Here is a 19,742-nt window from a genome sequence, read left to right as displayed (position 1 = left end):
GCACCTTTTCTTGAGTTGGTGGCGGGACGGTACCGACCACTTACGACAGTTTCCCGGGTCGGTCGCCAAGATCCACGCCACCTCGCCGCGGTGGCGGCATCCGGGGACCCGGGAAACCGCCACCTCCCCGAGCTGGCGGCGCTGCCGCACGTCACGTCCGAATCCCGCCAGCCGAGCGTTCGACCTGCGAGGCAGGATCGGTGTCATGGAACTGGACTTCGAGCGGTGCTACCGGGCCGTCGACAGCCGCGACCCGCGGTTCGACGGCTGGTTCTACACCGGTGTCACCTCGACCGGGATCTACTGCCGGCCGTCCTGTCCGGCGATGACGCCGAAACGGCAGAACGTCCGGTTCTTCCCGTCCGCCGCCGCCGCCCAGGGTGCCGGGCTGCGGGCCTGCCGCCGCTGCCGGCCCGACGCCGCGCCGGGCTCCCCGCTCTGGGACGCCCGGGCCGACCTGGTCGGTCGCGCGATGCGGCTGATCGCCGACGGCGTGGTCGACCGCGACGGCGTGCCCGGGCTGGCCACCCGGCTCGGCTACACCGAGCGGCACCTGCACCGGATGCTCCGGGCGGAGTTGGGCGCCGGTCCGCTCGCGCTGGCCCGGGCGCAGCGCGCGCAGACCGCCCGGATCCTGGTCGAGACCACCGGGCTCGGCCTCGCCGAGGTGGCCTTCGCCGCCGGTTTCGGCAGCGTGCGGCAGTTCAACAACACGGTCCGCGAGGTCTACGGCACCACCCCGTCCGAGCTGCGGGCCGGCCGGAGCAGCCGACCGGCGGCCGACGGCGCGGGCACCCTCTCGCTGCGCCTGGCTCATCGGCCGCCGCTGCACGCGGGCGCGCTGCTCGACTTCCTCGCGCTGCGCGCGCTGCCCGGCGTCGAGAAGGTCGGCGACGGGACGTACCACCGGGGCCTGCGCCTGCCGCACGGGCCCGGCGCGGTGGCGCTGACCCCGGCCGACGGGCACGTGGCCGCCACCCTACGGCTGGCCGACATGCGCGACCTGGCCCCCGCGGTGGCCCGCTGCCGCCGCCTGCTCGACCTCGACGCCGACCCGGTCGCGGTGGATTCCGCCCTGGCCGCCGATCCGGCCCTGGCGCCGGCGGTCGCCGCCGAGCCGGGGGTCCGGCTCCCGCACGCGGTGGACGGCTTCGAGATGACCGTCCGTGCCGTCACCACCCAGCAGGTCTCGCTCCGCTCCGCCCGGACCACGCTCGGCCACCTGCTCGCCGCCGTCCGGAGCGCCGACGCGGCGGCCGCCGACGGCGGGCTACGGGCGTTCCCGAGCCCGGCCGAGGTGCTCGCGGCGCCGGATGCCGCGTTCCGGATGCCCGGTGCCCGGCGGGAGACGATCCGGGCGCTGGCCCGGGCCATCGCCGACGGCGAACTGGACCTGGAGCCGGGCGGCGACCGGGAGGAGGCGGTGCGGCAGCTCTCCGCGCTGCCCGGGGTGGGGCCGTGGACCGCCGGCTACCTGGCCATGCGCGCGCTCGGCGACCCCGACGTCGTGCTCGCCACCGACCTGGGCGTCCGCCGCGGCGCCGCCGCGCTCGGCCTGCCCGACGACCCGAAGACCCTGCACGCCCACGCCGACCGCTGGCGCCCCTGGCGGTCCTACGCGACGATCCGACTCTGGAGAGCGGCATGACCACGTTGGACAGCACCGTCATCGACACGCCCGCCGGCCCGCTGAGCGTGCTCGCCGGTCCCTCCGGGGCGGTGCGCGCCGCCGGCTTCACCGCCGACCCGGCGACGCTGGTGCCGCTGGCGCACCTCAGCCTGCGCGGCGACCTGCGGCAGCGGACCGACCTCGGCCCGGTGACCGCCGCCGTCCGGGCCTACCTCGACGGTGACCTGGCCGCGATCGACGCGGTCGAGGTGGAGCAGCACACCGATGGGCGCTTCCTGGCGCACGCCTGGCGGGTGCTGCGCGACGTCACGCCGGGCGACCCGGTGACCTACACCGGCTTCGCCGCGCTGGCCGGTCGGCCGGCCGCGGTCCGCGCCGCCGCGGCGGCCTGCGCGCGCAACGCCGCCGCGCTCTTCGTCCCCTGCCACCGGGTGCTGCGCACCGACGGCACGCTCGGCGGTTACCGCTGGGGGCTGGACGTGAAGAAGTGGCTTCTCGGGCATGAGGGACGGGTGACGGCTAGCTGACCCCGCACCGTCGCACCGGGCCGCTACCGTCGGCTGGTGCCCGCGCCCAGCGACGGCAATCCCGCGGCGCCACCCGACGCCCGGTCCCAGCCGCTGCGCAACCTCTGGCGGCTGCGGCCCTACCTGCGCCCATACGCGGCGGAGTTCGCCTGGCTCCTGGTCGCGGCGCTGGCCGCGACCGCGGCGAGCCTGGCCGTCCCGCTGGTGGTGCAGCGGGTGGTGGACGGCCCGGTCGCCCGGCACGACGAGGCCGGGCTGCTCCGCCTCGGCATGCTCGCGCTGCTGCTCGGGCTCGCCGAGGCGGTGCTGATCTTCATCCGGCGCTGGACGCAGTCCTCCTCCTCGGTCGGCATGGAGGCGGCCATCCGGGCCGACATCTACGCGCACCTGCAACGCCTCCCGGCCGGCTTCCACGACCGCTGGCAGTCCGGCCAACTGCTCTCCCGGATCACCAGCGACCTCTCGGTGATCCGCCGGTTCCTCTCCTTCGGCCTGCTCTTCCTGGTGCTCAACCTGATCACCTACGTCGCGGTGGTGGTGCTGCTGATCCGGCTGCACCCGTGGCTGGGGCTGCTGGTCGCGGCCAGCGCCGTGCCGCTGTTCCTGATCAGCCGCCGGTTCGCCCGGCACTACCATGCGGCGTCCCGCCGCATGCAGGACCAGCAGGGCGACGTCGCCACGCTCGTCGAGGAGACGGCGCAGGGCCTGCGCACCATGCGGGCGTACGGGCGCGGCCCGGAGCTGGCCGCCCGGTTCACCGCCGGCGCCCACCGGCTGCACGACACCGGGGTCGGCAAGGCCCGGCTGTTGGCCCGCACGTCCGCGCTGTTCGACCTGGTGCCCAACCTGACGCTCGGCGCGGTCCTGGTGGCCGGCGCCGCGGCCGTGGCCGGGGGCGCGCTCACCATCGGGCAACTGGTCGCCTTCGTCAGCCTCCAGCTCATGTTGATCTGGCCGGTGCAGTCGCTCGGCTGGATCATCGCCAACGGGCAGGAGGCCGCCACCGCCGCCGACCGGATCCAGGAGGTGCTCGACACGCCGCCGACCATCGTGGACGCGCCGCACGCCCGGCCGTTGCGACGAGGCGAGGTCCATGGCCGGCTCCGGTTCGAGCGGGTGAGCTTCCGCTACCCGGGCGCGCCCACCCCGGTGCTGCACGAGCTGGATCTCGCCCTCGAACCGGGCGAGACGCTCGCCCTGGTCGGCGCCACCGGGTGCGGCAAGAGCACGCTGCTCTCGCTGGTCCCTCGACTGCACGAGGTAACCGGCGGCCGGATCACGCTCGACGGGCACGACCTGCGCGACCTGCGGCTCGGCTCGCTGCGCCGGCTGGTCGGGGTGGCCTTCGAGGAACCGACGCTGTTCTCCATGTCGGTCCGGGAGAACCTCACCCTGGGCCGGCCGGACGCCGGCGACGAGGAGGTCCGGGCCGCGCTGGCGCTGGCACAGGCCGACTTCGCGTACGAGCTGCCGTGGGGGCTGGCCACCCGGATCGGCGAGCAGGGACTGTCCCTCTCCGGCGGCCAGCGGCAGCGGTTGGCGCTGGCCCGGGCCGTGCTCGGGCGGCCCGCGCTGCTGGTCCTCGACGACCCGCTCTCCGCGCTCGACGTGCACACCGAGGCACTCGTCGAGGCGGCGCTTAGACGGGTGCTGCGGGACACGACGGCGCTGCTGGTCGTGCACCGACCCTCCACGGTGGCGCTCGCCGACCGGGTGGCGCTGATGGAGGGCGGCCGGATCGTCGCCGTCGGCACCCACTCGGAGATGCTGGCGGAAGTGCCGGCCTACCGGGCGGTGCTCTCCGCCGAGCCGGAGCGCCGTGCCGGCGGCGTCGGCCTGGTGCGCTCGTGACCTGGCGCGCCCCACGCGTCCTGCCGCGGGGTGGCGCGTCCAACGGACGTGCCGCCGCCCCGCGCCACGCCGGCACCGACGAGCCCGAGCCCGACGGCGACCTGTCCCGGTGGCGAGGGCGGGCCACCGACCCGGACGCCGACCGAAGCCGCGCCGAGGACTCGTCACCCGCGGCGGTGACCCGGCTCCGCGCCCGTAGCCGGCTCCTGCTGCGGCAACTGCTCCGCCCGCACCGGCGCCCGCTCGGGCTGGCCGTGACGCTGCTGCTGGCCCAGAACGCGGCCGCGATGGCCGGTCCGTACCTGGTCATGCTCGGCATCGACCGGGGCATCGGTCCGCTGCGGGCCGGCGACGCGGGCCCGCTGGTCGCGGTGGCCGCCGCCTTCGTGGTGGCCACCGCCGTCGAGTACGCGGCCCGGCGCGCGTTCCTCGCCCTCGCCGCCCGGATCGGCCAGGCCGTCCTGCTCGACCTGCGCCGCCGGGTCTACGCGCACTTCCTGCGGCTCGACGTCGGCTTCCACGAGCGTTACACGTCCGGTCGGATGGTGTCCCGGCTGACCAGCGACCTGGAGTCGATCGGCGAGCTGGTCGACGGCGGGATCGACCGGCTGGTCATGGCCGTGCTGTCCGTGCTGTCGGTGGCGGGCATCCTGCTCTGGCTGGACCTGCCGCTGGCCGCGGTCACCCTGTTCGCGTTCCCGTTCCTGTTCTGGCTGTCCCGCTGGTTCGCCCGGGCGTCGGCCGGGGCCTACCGGCGCACCCGGGAGGCGGTGGCGCTGGTCATCGTGCACTTCGTCGAGTCGCTGCGCGGGATCCGGGCGGTGCAGGCGTTCCGCCGCGAGACCCGCAACCAGCGCATCTTCGACGCGGTGAACGACGACTACCGGCGGGCCAGCCTGCGCGCGTTCCGGCTGATCGCGGTCTACTCCCCCGGCATCCGGCTGATCGGCAACCTCACCGCCGCGACGGTGCTCGCGTACGGGGGCTGGCGGGTGCTGGGCGGCCACACCGAGGTGGGCGTGCTCGCCGCGTTCCTGCTCTACCTGCGGCGGTTCTTCGAGCCGATGGAGGAGTTGAGCCAGTTCTACAACTCGCTCCAGTCGGCGACCGCGGCGCTGGAGAAGCTGGCCGGGGTGCTCGACGAGCGGCCGGCGGTGGCCGAGCCGGCCCGGCCGGCGCCGCTGCCCGCCGGGCCGCCTCGCGGCGCGGTGGACTTCCGCTCGGTCTCCTTCGGTTACCGTCCGGAGACGCCGATCCTGTCCGGCCTGGAGCTGACCGTGCCGGCGGGGCAGACGGTCGCGCTGATCGGGCCGACCGGTGCGGGCAAGTCCACAGTGGCCAAGCTACTGGCCCGGTTCCACGACCCGGACGCCGGCGCGGTCCGCCTCGACGGTGTGGACCTGCGCGACCTGGCCGACGCCGAGCTGCGCCGGGCGGTGGTGCTGGTCACCCAGGAGACCCACCTGTTCAGCGGGTCCGTGGCGGAGAACATCAGGTTCGGCCGCCCGGACGCCGACGACGCCGCGGTGGTCGCCGCCGCGCGGGCCATCGGCGCGCACGAGTTCATCGCCGCGCTGCCCGATGGGTACGCCACCGACGTGCACCGGCGTGGCGGCCGGCTCTCCGCCGGGCAGCGGCAGCTCGTCGCGTTCGCCCGGGCGTTCCTGGCCGACCCCCGGGTGCTGATCCTCGACGAGGCCACGTCGTCGCTCGACGTGCCGACCGAACGCCTGGTGCAGCGGGCGCTGCGGAACGTGCTGCGTGACCGCACCGCGCTGGTGATCGCGCACCGGCTCTCCACTGTGGAGATCGCCGACCGGGTGCTGGTGCTGGACGCGGGCGGGATCGTCGAGGACGGCTCGCCGGCCGACCTGGCCGCCGCCGGGGGCCGCTACGCCGCGCTGCACCGCCAGTGGCGCGACTCGCTGCTCTGAACGCGTCTCAGGCCGATCGTCCGCGAGGCGCGAGGCGCGAGGCGCGAGGCGATCTTGGTACGAAATGGCCCCCATAGGGGCACTTTCATACCAAGATCTTTACGCATCTCAAGATTCGGGCCACGGTTCCCGCCCCTACCGTCCTGAGATGCAGTTGGCCACCTCACCGGGAGTGAAGCTCCGCAGTTTGCATGTCCCGACCCCGGAAATATCGGAGGTCACGGCCCTATCAAGCTCTGCGGAGACTTCCGGACACGACGATAGGCGGCGAGAAGGCGTCGCTAACTAGACGAGCAAGCTCGCATACTCGCTACACGGCGCAGAAAAATGGCGCTACATCGCCGCTTGGCATTCTTCCGTGTTGTGTATCGTCTGAGACAGAGTGAGACCGTGCACGACCGAACGAGACCGTGCACGACAGCACAGCACAGGAAGTACCCCCCGCCACAGGTATGGGAGCCGGGCGAGGGGCCTTACCTTCCTCGGGTGGGGATGTGGGGTTGGCTGACGGTTGGTCAGTTGGGCCCGCATCCCCGGCTGGCTACCGTCACCGCGAGCCCTGCGGCGTAGGCAAGCACTTTGAGTATCAGTGCCGCCCACTCCGTGACCTCCCGCCACCGATTGGTGCTGGTCGGTCGGTACCTCATGGGGCCCGAAGGTCCCTTTCGGCGCGTCGTCACTCGCCACGCTCCCTGAGATTCAGAGGTCGGGGGTCCGTCCCCCGCTAGCGTCAGGACGGGCGCGCCGGCCTGCTTCTCAGGGAGTAGTTCGGGTTTAATGTCGTGCGCCGGAGACACCATATCGGACGGCTGTTCGTACGTTCGATGCAACAGGGCGGCTGGTGATAACCATTTCTCACGTACCCCGACACGAAGCAGCCCCGGCATCCTGATGGGTGCCGGGGCTGCTCTTGGTCCTTGGTCAGCCCGAGGGGCCGATCTTCTTGGCCAGGTTGACGAAGCCCCGCCAGGATGCCGGCCCGAAGGTCAGCGTTCCGCCGTCGCGGTCCTTTGTGTCCCTGACCAGGACGACGCCGGGAAGGTTGTCGGCGATCTCGACACATGAGCCACCGTTGTTGCCGCTCTTCGTGCTCTTGCGCCACTGCGCACCGGTCATGTCCATGATCCTGCCGCTTCTCTGATCAGGTCTAGAGACTGGTTGCGGGAGAGGGCTTCACCCCTGATGCGCTCCCACCTGCGACTGAGCGTAGCAACGGGCGCAGCCTCATTTACGATCTGCGCCGGCCCCTGACTGTCGACGTGCGCGACATGCTCACCGCTGGGTAGCTCGGCGATGATGAAGCCCCCGCCGAGCCCTGGATACATGCCAACCCCCCTCGGCACGATGTGCACCTGCACCATGGGGAGAGCTGCGCAGCGGGCAAGGTGCTCGACCTGCTCGCGCATCAGCTCACGATCGCCGTACGCCGACTGGTACAGCACCCCTTCGAAGATGACGGCGACGTACAGGGGTGGGCACTCCCGGCGCAGGATGGCTTGCCGCTCGATGCGTGAGGCAACCAGCTCGTCCACCTCCGCCGAGGTCAGCGCCTCACCGGCAAGCGTCGCCCGCGCGTACGACTCGGTCTGAAGCAGGCCAGGTATCCAGCAGTGCTCGAACCAGCGGAGGGCTACGGCCTCCCGTTCCCAGTCGACCCACTCGCGCAGCCACTGGGGCTCACGTCGCTTCAGGACATCGGGCCATAGGTCCCCCACGTCCCGGCCAAGGAGTGCGGCCAGCTGCGCGCGTCGGCGTGGTTGCGGCACACGTCCCGGGGAGATCCAACGCGCCGCCGTCTTCGGGTCTACGCCGGTCTGAGCTGCAAGGCTCTCGGCTGTCTCACCGGCCGCGGCCATCGCCGCTTGGAGTACGTGGTTCATCCCGCCTCCCCTATGGACGCCCCGGATATCTCGGCACCATACATGCACGCTGTGTACTGATCCCGTCGCTCTCGGCAGGGTGGCAGATGAGCGGTGCTACCCGGGGGAGGCCCGATTTCCGGCGGGAGCACTGCCCGGGGCCGTCCGTGGCCGAGCAGCCAGGGACGGCCCCTTCCCAGCAACGGAAGGGGAAGGATGCCGGCGACCACTGGCTTGATCAAGGGCGGAGACGTCTTGCACCTGGCCCGCTCCGCAAGCGTCCAGTTCGTCCGTCCGATCATCGTCCGCGTCATTCGAGAGATCACCGACCGGCACTGCTACGACGGCTGGACCTGGATCGAGGCTTACGCGCTGAACGTCGCGGGAGAGGCGGTCGCCAAGCGGGAACTGTTCGTACAGCCCGCTGGGCTGCGCTGGCTCACTGCTCCCACTCGGGCAGTGCCTTCCAGCCGTCGCCCGCCCCGCGGCAAGGCGTCGGTGCGGGCATGAGCGGCGCCGGCCGCCCGCACCTGCCGTTACGCCCGATCTGGCTCTGCAAGCGTTGCGCCCAGCCATGGCCGTGCGCGGTCGCCCGCCTGGCCCTGGTCGCCGAGTACGCGGATGATCGGGTGGGCATGTCGGTCTACCTGTGCGGGCAGCTCTACGAAGCGGCGACCGACCTGCACCGCCTCAACCCGAACGAGGCACCGTCACCGCAAGCGCTGTTCGCCCGGTTCGTCGGCTGGCCCGCGAAAGCCGTGGAGCGGTCCGGTGCACCTGCCTACCATCGGCAGATGACCGACACGACGAGGACGGCCCGCGCCGGGGTCCCCGAGCGTCCGAGCCTGGACGGACTCGAAGAGACCTGGTCCCGCCGCTGGCAGTCCGACGGCACGTACGCGTTCGACCGGTCGAAGGAGCGGTCGGACGTCTACTCCATCGACACCCCGCCGCCGACCGTGTCGGGTGAGCTGCACATGGGGCACGTCTTCTCCTACACGCACACCGACACGGTGGCCCGGTTCCAGCGGATGCGCGGGCGGACGGTGTTCTACCCGATGGGCTGGGACGACAACGGGCTACCCACCGAACGCCGGGTGCAGAACGTCTACGGGGTGCGCCCCGACCCGGCGCTGCCGTACGGCAGGGACTGGCGGCCGCCGGCCGCCCCGGTCGGCGACGACGCGCGGAAGAACCCGACCGCGATCTCCCGGCGCAACTTCATCGAGCTGTGCGAGACGCTGACCGTGGAGGACGAGAAGGTCTTCGAGGCGCTGTGGCGCCGGCTCGGCCTGTCGGTGGACTGGTCGCTGACCTACACCACGATCGGGCGGGCGGCCCGGGCGGCCAGCCAGCGCGCGTTCCTGCGCAACCTGGCCCGGGGCGAGGCCTACCAGGCGGAGGCGCCGACGCTCTGGGACGTGGGCTTCGGCACCGCGGTGGCCCAGGCGGAGCTGGAGGACCGGGAGCGGCCGGGCGCCTACCACCGGCTGCGGTTCACCGGGCCGGGCGGGCGCGAGGTGCTGATCGACACCACCCGGCCGGAGCTGCTGCCGGCCTGCGTGGCGCTGGTCTGTCACCCGGACGACGAGCGCTACGGCGACCTGGTCGGCGCGTCCGCGCGTACCCCGGTCTTCGGGGTCCAGGTGCCGGTGCGCGCGCACCCGCTGGCGGACCCGGCCAAGGGCACGGGCATCGCGATGGTCTGCACATTCGGTGACCTGGCGGACGTGACCTGGTGGCGGGAGCTGCGGCTGGACACCCGGGTGGTGATCGGCCGGGACGGTCGGCTGCTGCCGGAGCCGCCGGCCGGGGTGCCGGCCGGGCCCTACGCGGCGCTGGCCGGGCAGACGGTCAACGGCGCCCGGCGGACCCTGGTGGAGTTGCTGGCCGACGCGGGCGACCTGGTCGGCGAGCCGCGCCCGATCACCCACCCGGTGAAGTTCTACGAGCGCGGCGACCGGCCGTTGGAGATCGTCTCGACCCGGCAGTGGTATCTGCGCAACGGTGGCCGGGACGCGGACCTGCGCGAGGAGTTGCTGGCCCGGGGGCGCGAGCTGCGCTGGGTGCCGGAGCACATGCGGCACCGCTACGAGCACTGGGTGGGCGGTCTCACCGGTGACTGGCTGGTCAGCCGGCAGCGGTTCTTCGGCGTGCCGGTGCCGGTGTGGTACCGGCTCGACGACACTGGCGAACCGGACTGGACCCACCCTCTCACACCGGACGAGGCGATGTTGCCGATCGACCCGAGCAGCGAGCCGCCGCCCGGCTACCAGGAGGCGCAGCGCGACGTCCCCGGCGGTTTCACCGGGGAGCAGGACGTGCTGGACACCTGGGCCACCTCGTCGCTGACCCCGCAGATCGTCGGCGGCTGGGAGACCGATCCGGACCTGCACCGCCGGGTCTTCCCGATGGACCTGCGCCCGCAGGGGCACGACATCATCCGCACCTGGCTGTTCGCCACCGTGGTCCGGGCCCATCTGGAGCACGGCGTGCTGCCCTGGCGCACGGCGGTGCTCTCCGGCTGGATCCTCGACCCGGACCGCAAGAAGATGTCCAAGTCCAAGGGGAACGTGGTCACGCCGATGGGGCTGCTGGAGCAGCACGGCTCCGACGCGGTGCGCTACTGGGCCGCCAACGGCAAGCCGGGCATGGATCTGGCCTTCGACCCGGCCCAGGTCAAGGTGGGTCGCCGGCTGGCCACGAAGGTGCTCAACGCGTCCCGGTTCGCGCTCGGGCTGGGCGCCGCCGACGCGCTGCGGGCGCCGGTGACGCAACCGTTGGACACCGCGATGCTCGCCGAACTGTCCGGCGTGGTCGCCACCGCGACCACCGCCCTCGACGGGTACGACCACACGGCCGCCCTGATGGCCACGGAGGCGTTCTTCTGGCGGTTCTGCGACGACTACATCGAGCTGGTGAAGGAGCGCGCCTACGGCTCCGGCCCGGCGGCCGACTCGGCCCGGGCGGCGCTGGCGACCGCGCTGTCGGTGCAGTTGCGGCTCTTCGCCCCGGTGCTGCCGTTCGTCACCGAGGAGGTCTGGTCCTGGTGGCGGTACGGCTCGGTGCACCGCTCCACGTGGCCGACCACCTACGAGGTGGGCCGCGCGATGGCCGTGCCCGGTGACCCGGAGCTGCTGCGGCTGGCCGCCGACGCGTTGGGGCAGGTGCGCCGGGCCAAGTCGGAACGGAAGCTGTCGATGAAGGCGGACGTGCCGCTGGCCGAGGCGCTCGGGCCGGCGGCGGTGCTCGACCAGCTCACCACCGTGGCCGACGACCTGCGAGCGGCGGGGCGGATCGCGAAGCTCGACCTGCTTCCCGACCGCACCGGAGAGCTGGTCATCGCCTGCGCGTTCTGAGGACGGGACGGGCGGCCGGCAGACGCCGACCGCCCGTCCCGGCGGGCTAGCCGGCCGCGCAGGCCGTCTTGAGCTTGCCCTGGGCGGCGGCGAGATCCGCCTTGCTCGGTGCCTTCTTCGGCGCCTCGGCCCAGGTGTCGGCCAGGTCGCCCATCTCGGTCGCGACCGCCTTCACCGCGCCGTTGACCTCGTCGCTACTGGTGAACGCGTGCGTGTACAGGGTCGCCGCGCCGGCGGAGTATTGCGCGCTCACCGCGGAGTGCCCGGCCGGCGGGCCGATCTTCTCCGCCTCGGCCACCTCCTTCAGGGCCGCCTTGATGTCCTTCTCGGCGGCGGCGCAGGTGGTCCGGGTGGCCTCGTCGAGACCGACCGGGGCGGGTGACACCGACGACGCGGTCGGCGTCGACGCGGCCGGCGCGGACGATCCGGCGGGCTCGGCCACCGACGTGTCGTCACCGTCGGTGGTGCAGCCGGACATGATGATCAGCGCCGCCGCGGCCGGAGCCAGCAGGGCGTGTCGAGCGGAACGGAAATTGTTCTCCCCGTGTCTGGTGTTGTCGCCGCCGCAACGTAACAGAACCACGGAGGTCGGGCGGGACCCCTTTCCGCCGCCGTAGCGCGCGGGGCCGGGGTCCCGCCCGGCTCAGCTCGTCTCGCCGGCCACGCTGAACGACCGGAGCCGGTCGATCGCCAGCACCGTGAAACCGACCGCCACCAGGGCGGTCAGCACGGCCGCGACGGACACCGAGACCGTGGTGCCGAGCAGCGACGTGGGGGCCATCCGGTCGGCCAACGCGATCACCCACTGCTGGACCGAGAGCACCTTGGTGCCGTTGACGAACCGGCCGAGCAGACCCTCCCAGATCAACACGTAGACCAGGCCGAGCAGCACCGGCCGCCGGCTCACCAGGCTGAGCGCCAGGAACAGCGCCGAGTAGGCGAGCGCACCCGCCGCGGACGCGGCGACCAGGGCCAGCCCGAGGCGTACCGAGTCGGCGAGCACGCCCGCGACGTAGAGCGGGATGCCGACGGTGACGGCGCTGACCACGGCCGCCACCGCGAGCTTCGGCAGCACGATCTGCCAGCGGGGCAGCGGCTTGGTGAGGATGTGCACCACGGTGCCGTCGTCGATCTCGGCGCCGAGCACGCCGGTGCCCACGATCAGGGCGACCACCGGCAGCACCACCGCGAGGCCGAGGCCGACGAGCACCGGCGGCCCCCACTGGCCGGGGTCCACCCCGAGCGACCGGCAGAGCACCGCCAGGCCGATCAGGATCAGCGGCAACGGCAGGAGCATGAGGAACCGGCTGCGACCGAACAGGCCGCGGGCGGTGATCCAGGTGACTGTGGACATCAGGCCTCCACCAGATACGAGAAGACGCTCTCCAGCGACTCGTCCTCCGGCAGCAACTGCCGGACCCGGATGTCGTGGCGGAGTGCAATCCTGGGCAGCGCCCGGGTGAACGCGCCGTAGTCACCGGCCTGCACGGTCAGCCCGGCGCGGCCCAGCTCGACGCCGGAGACCGAGGTCTCCGCCATCAGCGCCACCGCCAGAGCCCGGTCGTCGGTGGAGCGCACCGTGAAGACGTGCGGCCGGTTGGTCATCAACCGGCGGATGGTGCGGTAGTCGCCGGACGCGGCCAGCCGGCCGGCGACCATCACCTGGACCGTGCCGGAGACCTGCTCGACCTCCTCCAGGATGTGCGAGCTGAACAGGATGGTCCGGCCGGCGTCGCCGAGGCGGTGCAGCAGCGCCATCATGTGCAGCCGCTGCCGCGGGTCCATCCCGTTGAACGGCTCGTCGAGCAGCAGCACCTGCGGGTCGTGCACCAGCGCGGCGGCCACCCGGGTGCGTTGCCGCATGCCCTTGGAGTAGGTGCCGATCCGCCGGCCCTGCGCGCTCTCCATCTCGACCAGCTCGATCGCCCGCCGGGCCGCCGCCTCCGGGTCGGGCAACCGGTGCAGCTTCGCGCTGGCCAGCACGAACTCGTACGCGCTGAGGAAGGTGTGCACCGCCTCCCGCTCGCTGACCAGGCCGAGCCGCCGGTAGACGCCGGGGTTGCGCCAGGTCGGCTCCCCATCCAGCGTCACCGTGCCCCGGGACGGGGCGAGGAACCCGGCCATCATGTGCAGCAGCGTGGTCTTGCCGGCGCCGTTCGGGCCGAGCAGGCCGGTCACGCCGGGGCCGAGCCGCATGGTGACGTCGTTGACCGCCACCACGTTGCCGTACCAGCGGGAGACGCCCGCCAGGTCGAGGGTGCTGGTCGTCGCGGCGGGCACGTCGGCCGCCGGTTGCGTGTGCAGCGCCGTCATCGGGCGGCCACCTTCCGGTATCGCAGGAGCAGCAGGCTGACGCAGGCGGCGACCAGCAGGACGGCGACCACGGCGTAGACCGGGCCGAAGTCGCCGATCGGCATGCCGCCGCGCCCCTGGGTCAGCTTGTCGCCGAGCGCCCAGTTGCCCACGCCGCCGACGAGCGTCGACGGGGAGGCGAGGAAGGACAGCTCGTTCACCGTCCGGGAGGGCATGATGTTCAGCACGCCGACCACCGGCGTGGTCATCAGGAACACCGCCACGATGCCGCCGGCGGCGAAGGCGCGCTTGCCGGTGAGCGAGGCGACGAGCAGCGCGATCGAGGCGAAGACCACCGCCCACAAGCCGGCGTAGAGCAGCCCGGGCAGCAGGTCGAGCAGCTCGTCCCACACCCCGCGCATGCCCCGGGAGGTGGTGAACGCGGCGCCCAGGAACATCACCAGTTGCGGGCCACCGAGCAGCAGCCAGAGCGACGTGACGAGCGCCAGCAGCTTCGCCAGCGCGTAGTCGCCGCGCGGCAGCGGCCGGGAGAAGTAGAGCGGCAGCACGCCGCTGCGCAGGTCGCGGGAGACCAGCTCGGGCGCGGCCACCGCGACGAAGAAGATGACCAGCCAGCTCATCGCGTCGGCGAACTGGGCGTAGGTCAGCACCACCTGGCCGATCTGGCTGCGCACCGCGGTCAGCCCGGCGGCCACCACGGTGACCACGGCCACCACCAGCCAGGGAAAGATCTTCGCCTTGGCGCTGCGGCCCAGCCCGAAGACGGTACGCAGACCGTGGCCGTAGAGCGCGCCGAAGACCTGCCGGCGACCCAGCCGGGGGCCGGTGTAGCGCTGGTAGCCGATGTCGTGGATGACGCCGGTGGCTTCAGGCATGGCTGGGCTCCCTCGGGGCGAAGAGTTCGGCCACCCGGTGCCGCCGCTGGTCCAGCCGGTGCAACGGCAGGTCCAGCTCGGCCACCGCGCCGAGGATCAGGTCGTAGGTGTGGTCGTCGGCGAGCGGGACGAGCAGCAGTCGCCCGTCGCGGGACACCGGCAGGTCGAGCGCGGCCAGCCGGGCGGCCAACTCCTCCGTGCCCTCGCTCACCTCGACCGCGAGCACGTCGGTGGCGGTGGTCATGGCGGCGACCCGGTCGGCGCGCAGCAGCCGGCCGCCGTCGATCGCGACGAGCGTGTCGCAGATCCGCTCCACCTCGCCGAGCAGGTGCGAGCAGACCACCACCGAGATGCCGAACTCGGTGCCGATCCGGTGGATCAGGGCGAGCATCGCGTCCCGGCCGGCCGGGTCGAGGCCGTTGGTGGGTTCGTCGAGCAGCAGCAGGTCCGGGTCGTGCACCAGGGCCTGGGCGAGCTTGACCCGCTGCTTCATGCCGGTGGAGTAGCCACCGACCGCTCGGTGCCGCTCCTCGTGCAGGCCGACGTGGCGCAGCGCCTCGGAGGCCCGTTCCCGGGCGACCGTGCGCGGCAGCCCGCTCATCCGGCCCAGGTGGGTGACCAGTTCGGCGGCGGACAGGTCCGGCGGGAGGGCGTCGTGCTCGGGCATGTAGCCGACCCGGGCGCGGACCGCGGCCGGGTCGGTGGTGGGGTCGAGGCCGAGCACCCGCACCCGGCCGGTGGTCGGCGGGAGCAGACCCAGCAGGATCTTGATCAGGGTGGACTTGCCGGCGCCGTTGGCACCGACCAGCCCGATGATCCCGGGCTCGACCGACACGGTGAGGTCGGCCAACGCGGTGACCCGGCCTCCGTACGTCTTGGTCAGCGACTCGGTCGCGAGCAGTGTCACGCTGCCAGCCTAGGAAGCGAGGGCTCGCCGGTGCACCGGGAAACGCTCGGGGATGTCCCTGATTCCGCCCGTAGGCCGCCGGTAAGGCTTCCGTAAGCGGCCGGACCGGTGACCGGGCGGCCGGCGCCCGGGAGACTCGACGCATGCCGATGCGTCTGTTGCGCGCCCCGCTGACCTGGGTCGCCGTCGCCGTCCTCGCGCTCGGCGCGGCGACCGCGCTCTACTGGTTCCAGCCCTGGAAGCTGGTCACCGACACCGAGGTGCACGAGGAGCTGGTGGCGGTGCCGTCCGCGCCGGCGCTGTCGCCGTCCGGCCCGGCGTCGTCGGCCGTACCCGCGTCGACGCCGGCCGGCCCGGTGCTGGTCGGCGGCGGCTCCTTCGTCAGCCACGAGCACGAGACCAGGGGCGCCGCGCGGATCGTCCGCACCGCCGACGGGCGGCACCGGCTGGAGCTGGTCGGGCTGGACACCTCCAACGGCCCGGATCTTCAGGTCTGGCTGACCGACCAGCCGGTTCGGACCGGTCCGTCCGGGTGGCATGTCTTCGACGACGGCCGGCACGTGGCGCTCGGTCCGCTCAAGGGCAACCGGGGCGACCAGGCGTACCCGATTCCCGCCGGAACCGATCTCACCGGGCTGACCAGCGTCTCGATCTGGTGCGAACGGTTCGCCGTCTCGTTCGGCGCGGCGGCGCTGGCCCCCGCCGGCTGAGCGACCGGCGACGGCCGGCCGACAGCGGCGTGGCCGGGAGGTGGAGTGGCGCTCTCGACCGATCGCTGGTGGGCTGCGAAACTGTGTGCCGGCCGGCGAGTTGGGGGTTCGATGAGCAACGGGTGGATCCTGCCCGAGGATGTTCTGCGGGATGCGCCGTCGTACGCGCCCAGGCCCGCTGAGCTGGCCGATCTCGAGTTGTTGCTGACCGGGGCGTACGCGCCGTTGACCGGCTTCATGACCCGGGCGGACCTGGCCGCGCTGGCCCGGCGCGGCCGGCTCGCCGACGGCACGCCGTGGCCGGTGCCGGTGACGCTCCAGGTGCCGCCCGCGCTCGCGGACGGGCTGGAGCTGACCGACCCGGCCCGTCGGGCGCTGGTGCTCACCGACGGCGAGGGCGCCCCGGTGGCGGCCATGGACGTGACCGACGTGTGGCCGGCCCGCGAGGGCACGGTGGGTGTGGGCGGCGCGGTACGCCGGTTGGGCGACGGCGGCCACGGGCCGTTCCAGCGCCTGCGGCGCAGCCCGGACGAGGTGCGGGGGCTGCTGCCGCCGGGCCGGGTGCTCGGCGTCTTCGCCGACCGCCCGCTGCACCGCCCGCAGTTGGCGCAGATCGCGCACGCGGCCCGTACGCTCGGCGCGCACCTGCTGGTGCTCATTCCGGTGGGCGAGGAGTCGACCGGTGGCCTGCCGGCCGAGGCACTGGTGCGCAGCGTGTTCGCGGCCCGCGACCGGATGCCGCCGGCCACGCTGGTGGCGGTGCCGCTGGCCCGGCGGCCCGACGAGATCAGCGACGCGTTGCTGCGGGCGCGGGTGGCCGCCGCCTACGGCGTGACCCACCTGCTCTCCACCGAGGGCATGCTCTCCGGCGCCGGCCTGCGGGTGCTGGTGCCGCGCGAGCTGGCGTACGACAACCGGGACGGGCAGTGGCGCTGGCGGGAGGACATCCCGCCGCGCAACCGTCGGCTGGCGCTCAGCCGGGAGGAGATCGACGACCTGCTCGACCGGGGCTTCCCGCTGCCCGAGTGGCACACGCCGCCCGCGGTGGCCCGGGAGCTGGCCCGGGCCCGCCCACCCCGGCGGCACCGCGGGCTGGTGATCTTCCTGACCGGGCTCTCCGGCTCGGGCAAGTCGACGATCGCCCGGGGCCTGGCGGACGTGCTGCGGGAGCAGGGCGACCGGACCATCACGCTGCTCGACGGTGACGTGGTGCGGCGGGAGTTGTCCGCCGGGCTGGGCTTCAGCAAGGCCGACCGCGACCTCAACGTGCGCCGGATCGGCTGGGTGGCCGCCGAGATCGCCCGGCACCGGGGCGTCGGCATCTGCTGCCCGATCGCGCCGTACGCGGCCGCCCGGGCCACCGCCCGGGAGATGGCGCAGGCGGCCGGGGCCGGTTTCCTGCTGGTCCACGTGGCGACCCCGCTCGCCGTCTGTGAGCGGCGCGACCGCAAGGGCCTCTACGCCCGCGCCCGGGCCGGCCTGATCACCGGGATGACCGGCATCGACGACCCGTACGAGGAGCCCACCGACGCCGACCTGGTGGTGGACACCTCGGACCTGACCGTCGACGAGGCGGTGCAGCGGGTGATGGAGCACCTCGGCGAGACCGGCTGGGTGGAGCCCCGCCTCCAGCCGGCCTGATCCTCCCCGGCGCCGACCCGCCGACCGTCGTCGTCCCACCTCGCGTCCACTTCTCCTGCGCGGTAGTGTTCGTCTTTGTTGGAACACGTTCGACCGCGTTCACACGGTCGGTGACGCTCGGGAGGCGAGGCGGGGATGCTGGCGCGACAGCGGCAGACGACCATCCTGGAACGGGTCCGCGCCGCCGGCGGGGTCCGGGTCACCGACCTGGCCGCCGAGTTCGGCGTCTCCGACATGACCATCCGGCGGGATCTGGAGACGCTGCACGAGCAGGGGCTGCTCGCCAAGGTGCACGGCGGGGCGACGCTCGCCGGGCCCGGCTCGACCGACGAGCCCGGCTTCCGGGCCAAGTCGGTGCGCCAGTCCGCGGAGAAGTCGGCCATCGCCGAGCACGCCGCCCGGCTGGTCCGCCCCGGCGCCGCGATCGCGCTCTCCGCCGGCACCACCACCGCGGAACTGGCCCGCAGGCTGGTGGACGTGCCCGGCCTGACGGTGGTCACCAACTCGCTGCCGGTGGCCGAGATCCTGCACGTCGGCGGCCGGCCCGACCAGACCGTGGTGCTCACCGGCGGGGTCCGCACCCCGTCGGACGCGCTGGTCGGCCCGCTGGCCGTGGCCGCGATCGCCGCGCTCCACCTGGACCTGCTCTTCCTCGGCGTGCACGGGATCAGTGAGCGGGCCGGGTTCACCACCCCCAACCTGATGGAGGCGGACACGAACCGGGCGCTGGTGGCCGCCGCTGACGCGCTCGTGGTGCTCGCCGACCACACCAAGTGGGGCACGGTCGGCATCTCCTCCATCGTCGGCCTGGACGCGGCGGACGTGCTGGTCACCGACGACCGGTTGACACCCGACGCGCGGCGGGTACTCGAGGACAGGGTCGGTGAGCTGGTGACGGTGCCGGCGACGAAGGGGGCGGAGTGAAGCGTACGCAGATCGAGCTGGCCGACGGCCGTGAGCTGATCTACTTCGACGAGCGGGACGACGCGGTGCGCGACCAGCCGGACCGACGGGACCTGCCCCCACCGCCGCCCGCCTCCCAACTGCGCCACGACCCGCTGACCGACGAGTGGGTGGCGGTGGCGGTGCACCGGCAGACCCGCACCTTCCTGCCGCCCGCCGACCAGTGCCCGCTCTGCCCCTCCCGCGCCGACCGGCATAGCGAGATCCCGGCGCCCGACTACGACGTGGTCGTCTTCGAGAACCGGTTCCCGTCGCTGAGCCAACGCCCGGCCGACGAGCCGGCCCAGATCACGCCGTTCACCCCGGTCCGGCCCGGGCTCGGCCGATGCGAGGTGGTCTGCTTCACCGACGACCACAACGCGTCCTTCGCCCGCCTCTCCCCGCTGCGGGTGCGCACCGTGCTGGACGCGCTCGCCGACCGCACCGCCGCGCTGAGCGAGCTGCCCGGCGTGGAGCAGGTGTTCCCGTTCGAGAACCGGGGTGTGGAGATCGGGGTGACGCTGCACCACCCGCACGGCCAGATCTACGCGTACCCGTTCGTCACGCCGCGGACCCGGAGCCTGCTGGCCGCCGCCCGGCGGCACGCCGAGCGCACCGGGGGCAACCTCTACGCCGACGTGCTGGCCGCCGAGCGGGCCGCCGGCGACCGGGTGGTGGCGAGCAACGAACACTGGACCGCGTACGTGCCGGCGGCGGCCCGCTGGCCGTTCGAGGTGCACGTGGCCCCGCACCGCCCGGTGCCGGACATCCCGGCGCTCGACGACGCCGAGCGCGACGCCTTCGGCCCGCTCTACCTCGACCTGCTGCGTCGCTTCGACGGGCTGTTCGACATGCCGATGCCCTACATCGCCGCCTGGCACCAGGCGCCGGTGCGCGTCGACCGGGAACTGGGCCACCTGCACCTGCAGTTGTTCAGCGTCCGGCGCGCGAAGGACAAGCTGAAGTACCTGGCCGGTTCCGAGTCCGGCATGGGCGTGTTCATCAACGACATCGCCCCGGAGCGCGCCGCCGAACTGCTGCGCACCGCGTGAAAGGCGGGGCCCCTTCTTAACGCCTCCGGTAGAGGAAGGGCCCCTTCTCAACCATCGGCGCAAGGCGTGAGGGCGCGGGGGGCCCGGGACAGGGCCCCCCGCAGAAAGGGACGGCTGGCTGCGCTCAGCAGCCACGAAGGTC

Annotated in this window: 17 protein-coding genes; 10 read left to right on the top strand and 7 right to left on the bottom strand. The window is 73.2% G+C overall.

Features of this window, described 5'->3' with window-relative positions; translation table 11 throughout:
* The first annotated feature begins 205 nt into the window (after nucleotides 1–205).
* Genes O7618_RS30355 through O7618_RS30340 form a run of 4 tightly spaced genes read left to right on the top strand, consistent with a single transcriptional unit; the run spans nucleotide 206 to nucleotide 5,942 of the window.
* Nucleotides 206–1,648 carry an AlkA N-terminal domain-containing protein gene (locus tag O7618_RS30355; protein ID WP_278109556.1) on the top strand — a complete coding sequence of 481 codons (1,443 nt, stop codon included), beginning with the start codon at nucleotides 206–208 and terminating at the stop codon, nucleotides 1,646–1,648.
* Nucleotides 1,645–2,157, top strand: a complete 513-nt coding sequence (locus O7618_RS30350; RefSeq protein WP_278109555.1) for a methylated-DNA--[protein]-cysteine S-methyltransferase — start codon at nucleotides 1,645–1,647, stop codon at nucleotides 2,155–2,157. Before O7618_RS30355 ends, O7618_RS30350 begins: the two co-directional genes overlap by 4 nt.
* A gap of 36 nt (nucleotides 2,158–2,193) precedes the next feature.
* Nucleotides 2,194–4,008, top strand: coding sequence for an ABC transporter ATP-binding protein (locus O7618_RS30345; protein WP_278109554.1), 1,815 nt, complete (start codon nucleotides 2,194–2,196; stop codon nucleotides 4,006–4,008).
* Nucleotides 4,005–5,942: an ABC transporter ATP-binding protein gene (locus O7618_RS30340; protein WP_347405399.1), complete on the top strand. Its 1,938-nt coding sequence runs from the start codon at nucleotides 4,005–4,007 to the stop codon at nucleotides 5,940–5,942. The genes O7618_RS30345 and O7618_RS30340 overlap by 4 nt, the downstream gene beginning before the upstream one ends.
* A 921-nt stretch (nucleotides 5,943–6,863) precedes the next feature.
* Here O7618_RS30340 and O7618_RS30335 read toward each other — a convergent pair.
* Together O7618_RS30335 and O7618_RS30330 are read right to left on the bottom strand one after the other, a co-directional pair.
* Nucleotides 6,864–7,058: a DUF397 domain-containing protein gene (locus O7618_RS30335; RefSeq protein WP_278109553.1), complete on the bottom strand. Its 195-nt coding sequence runs from the start codon at nucleotides 7,056–7,058 to the stop codon at nucleotides 6,864–6,866.
* Nucleotides 7,055–7,822, bottom strand: a complete 768-nt coding sequence (locus O7618_RS30330; RefSeq protein ID WP_278109552.1) for a DUF5753 domain-containing protein — start codon at nucleotides 7,820–7,822, stop codon at nucleotides 7,055–7,057. Before O7618_RS30330 ends, O7618_RS30335 begins: the two co-directional genes overlap by 4 nt.
* Nucleotides 7,823–8,017: 195 nt before the next feature.
* Between O7618_RS30330 and O7618_RS30325 the strand changes: the two genes are divergently transcribed.
* Nucleotides 8,018–8,311: a hypothetical protein gene (locus O7618_RS30325; protein ID WP_278109551.1), complete on the top strand. Its 294-nt coding sequence runs from the start codon at nucleotides 8,018–8,020 to the stop codon at nucleotides 8,309–8,311.
* Between the two features lie 284 nt (nucleotides 8,312–8,595).
* Entirely contained in the window at nucleotides 8,596–11,160 is a 2,565-nt protein-coding gene (gene valS / locus O7618_RS30320; RefSeq protein ID WP_278110202.1) for a valine--tRNA ligase, read from the top strand.
* Nucleotides 11,161–11,206: 46 nt separating this feature from the next.
* On the opposite strand, the gene O7618_RS30315 is transcribed toward valS, so the two are convergent.
* Genes O7618_RS30315 through O7618_RS30295 form a run of 5 tightly spaced genes read right to left on the bottom strand, consistent with a single transcriptional unit; the run spans nucleotide 11,207 to nucleotide 15,255 of the window.
* A complete protein-coding gene (locus O7618_RS30315) occupies nucleotides 11,207–11,743 on the bottom strand; it encodes a hypothetical protein (protein WP_278109549.1) in 537 nt (178 codons plus the stop codon).
* Between the two features lie 60 nt (nucleotides 11,744–11,803).
* Entirely contained in the window at nucleotides 11,804–12,514 is a 711-nt protein-coding gene (locus tag O7618_RS30310) for an ABC transporter permease subunit (protein ID WP_278109548.1), read from the bottom strand.
* Complete coding sequence (locus O7618_RS30305) at nucleotides 12,514–13,473, bottom strand: ABC transporter ATP-binding protein (protein ID WP_278109547.1); 960 nt, start codon at nucleotides 13,471–13,473, stop codon at nucleotides 12,514–12,516. The genes O7618_RS30310 and O7618_RS30305 overlap by 1 nt, the downstream gene beginning before the upstream one ends.
* Nucleotides 13,470–14,348 carry an ABC transporter permease gene (locus O7618_RS30300; RefSeq protein WP_278109546.1) on the bottom strand — a complete coding sequence of 293 codons (879 nt, stop codon included), beginning with the start codon at nucleotides 14,346–14,348 and terminating at the stop codon, nucleotides 13,470–13,472. The genes O7618_RS30305 and O7618_RS30300 overlap by 4 nt, the downstream gene beginning before the upstream one ends.
* Nucleotides 14,341–15,255, bottom strand: a complete 915-nt coding sequence (locus O7618_RS30295; protein WP_278109545.1) for an ABC transporter ATP-binding protein — start codon at nucleotides 15,253–15,255, stop codon at nucleotides 14,341–14,343. Before O7618_RS30295 ends, O7618_RS30300 begins: the two co-directional genes overlap by 8 nt.
* 143 nt (nucleotides 15,256–15,398) lie before the next feature.
* On the opposite strand from O7618_RS30295, the gene O7618_RS30290 reads away from it, so the two are divergent.
* From O7618_RS30290 to galT, 4 genes are all read left to right on the top strand, one after another.
* Nucleotides 15,399–15,965 (top strand): DM13 domain-containing protein, encoded by a 567-nt coding sequence (locus O7618_RS30290; protein ID WP_278109544.1) that lies wholly within the window; start codon nucleotides 15,399–15,401, stop codon nucleotides 15,963–15,965.
* Nucleotides 15,966–16,076: 111 nt separating this feature from the next.
* Nucleotides 16,077–17,606: an adenylyl-sulfate kinase gene (cysC, locus tag O7618_RS30285; protein WP_278109543.1), complete on the top strand. Its 1,530-nt coding sequence runs from the start codon at nucleotides 16,077–16,079 to the stop codon at nucleotides 17,604–17,606.
* A gap of 135 nt (nucleotides 17,607–17,741) precedes the next feature.
* Nucleotides 17,742–18,530 (top strand): DeoR/GlpR family DNA-binding transcription regulator, encoded by a 789-nt coding sequence (locus O7618_RS30280; RefSeq protein ID WP_278109542.1) that lies wholly within the window; start codon nucleotides 17,742–17,744, stop codon nucleotides 18,528–18,530.
* Nucleotides 18,527–19,600: a galactose-1-phosphate uridylyltransferase gene (gene galT, locus O7618_RS30275; protein WP_278109541.1), complete on the top strand. Its 1,074-nt coding sequence runs from the start codon at nucleotides 18,527–18,529 to the stop codon at nucleotides 19,598–19,600. Before O7618_RS30280 ends, galT begins: the two co-directional genes overlap by 4 nt.
* Nucleotides 19,601–19,742: the final 142 nt, after the last annotated feature.

The sequence above is a fragment of the Micromonospora sp. WMMD980 genome (genome assembly GCF_029626035.1).
In the GTDB taxonomy this organism is placed as follows: domain Bacteria; phylum Actinomycetota; class Actinomycetes; order Mycobacteriales; family Micromonosporaceae; genus Micromonospora.
The sequence above is the reverse complement of the archived record's forward strand: the minus strand, read 5'-3'. Positions and strand labels throughout refer to the sequence as shown.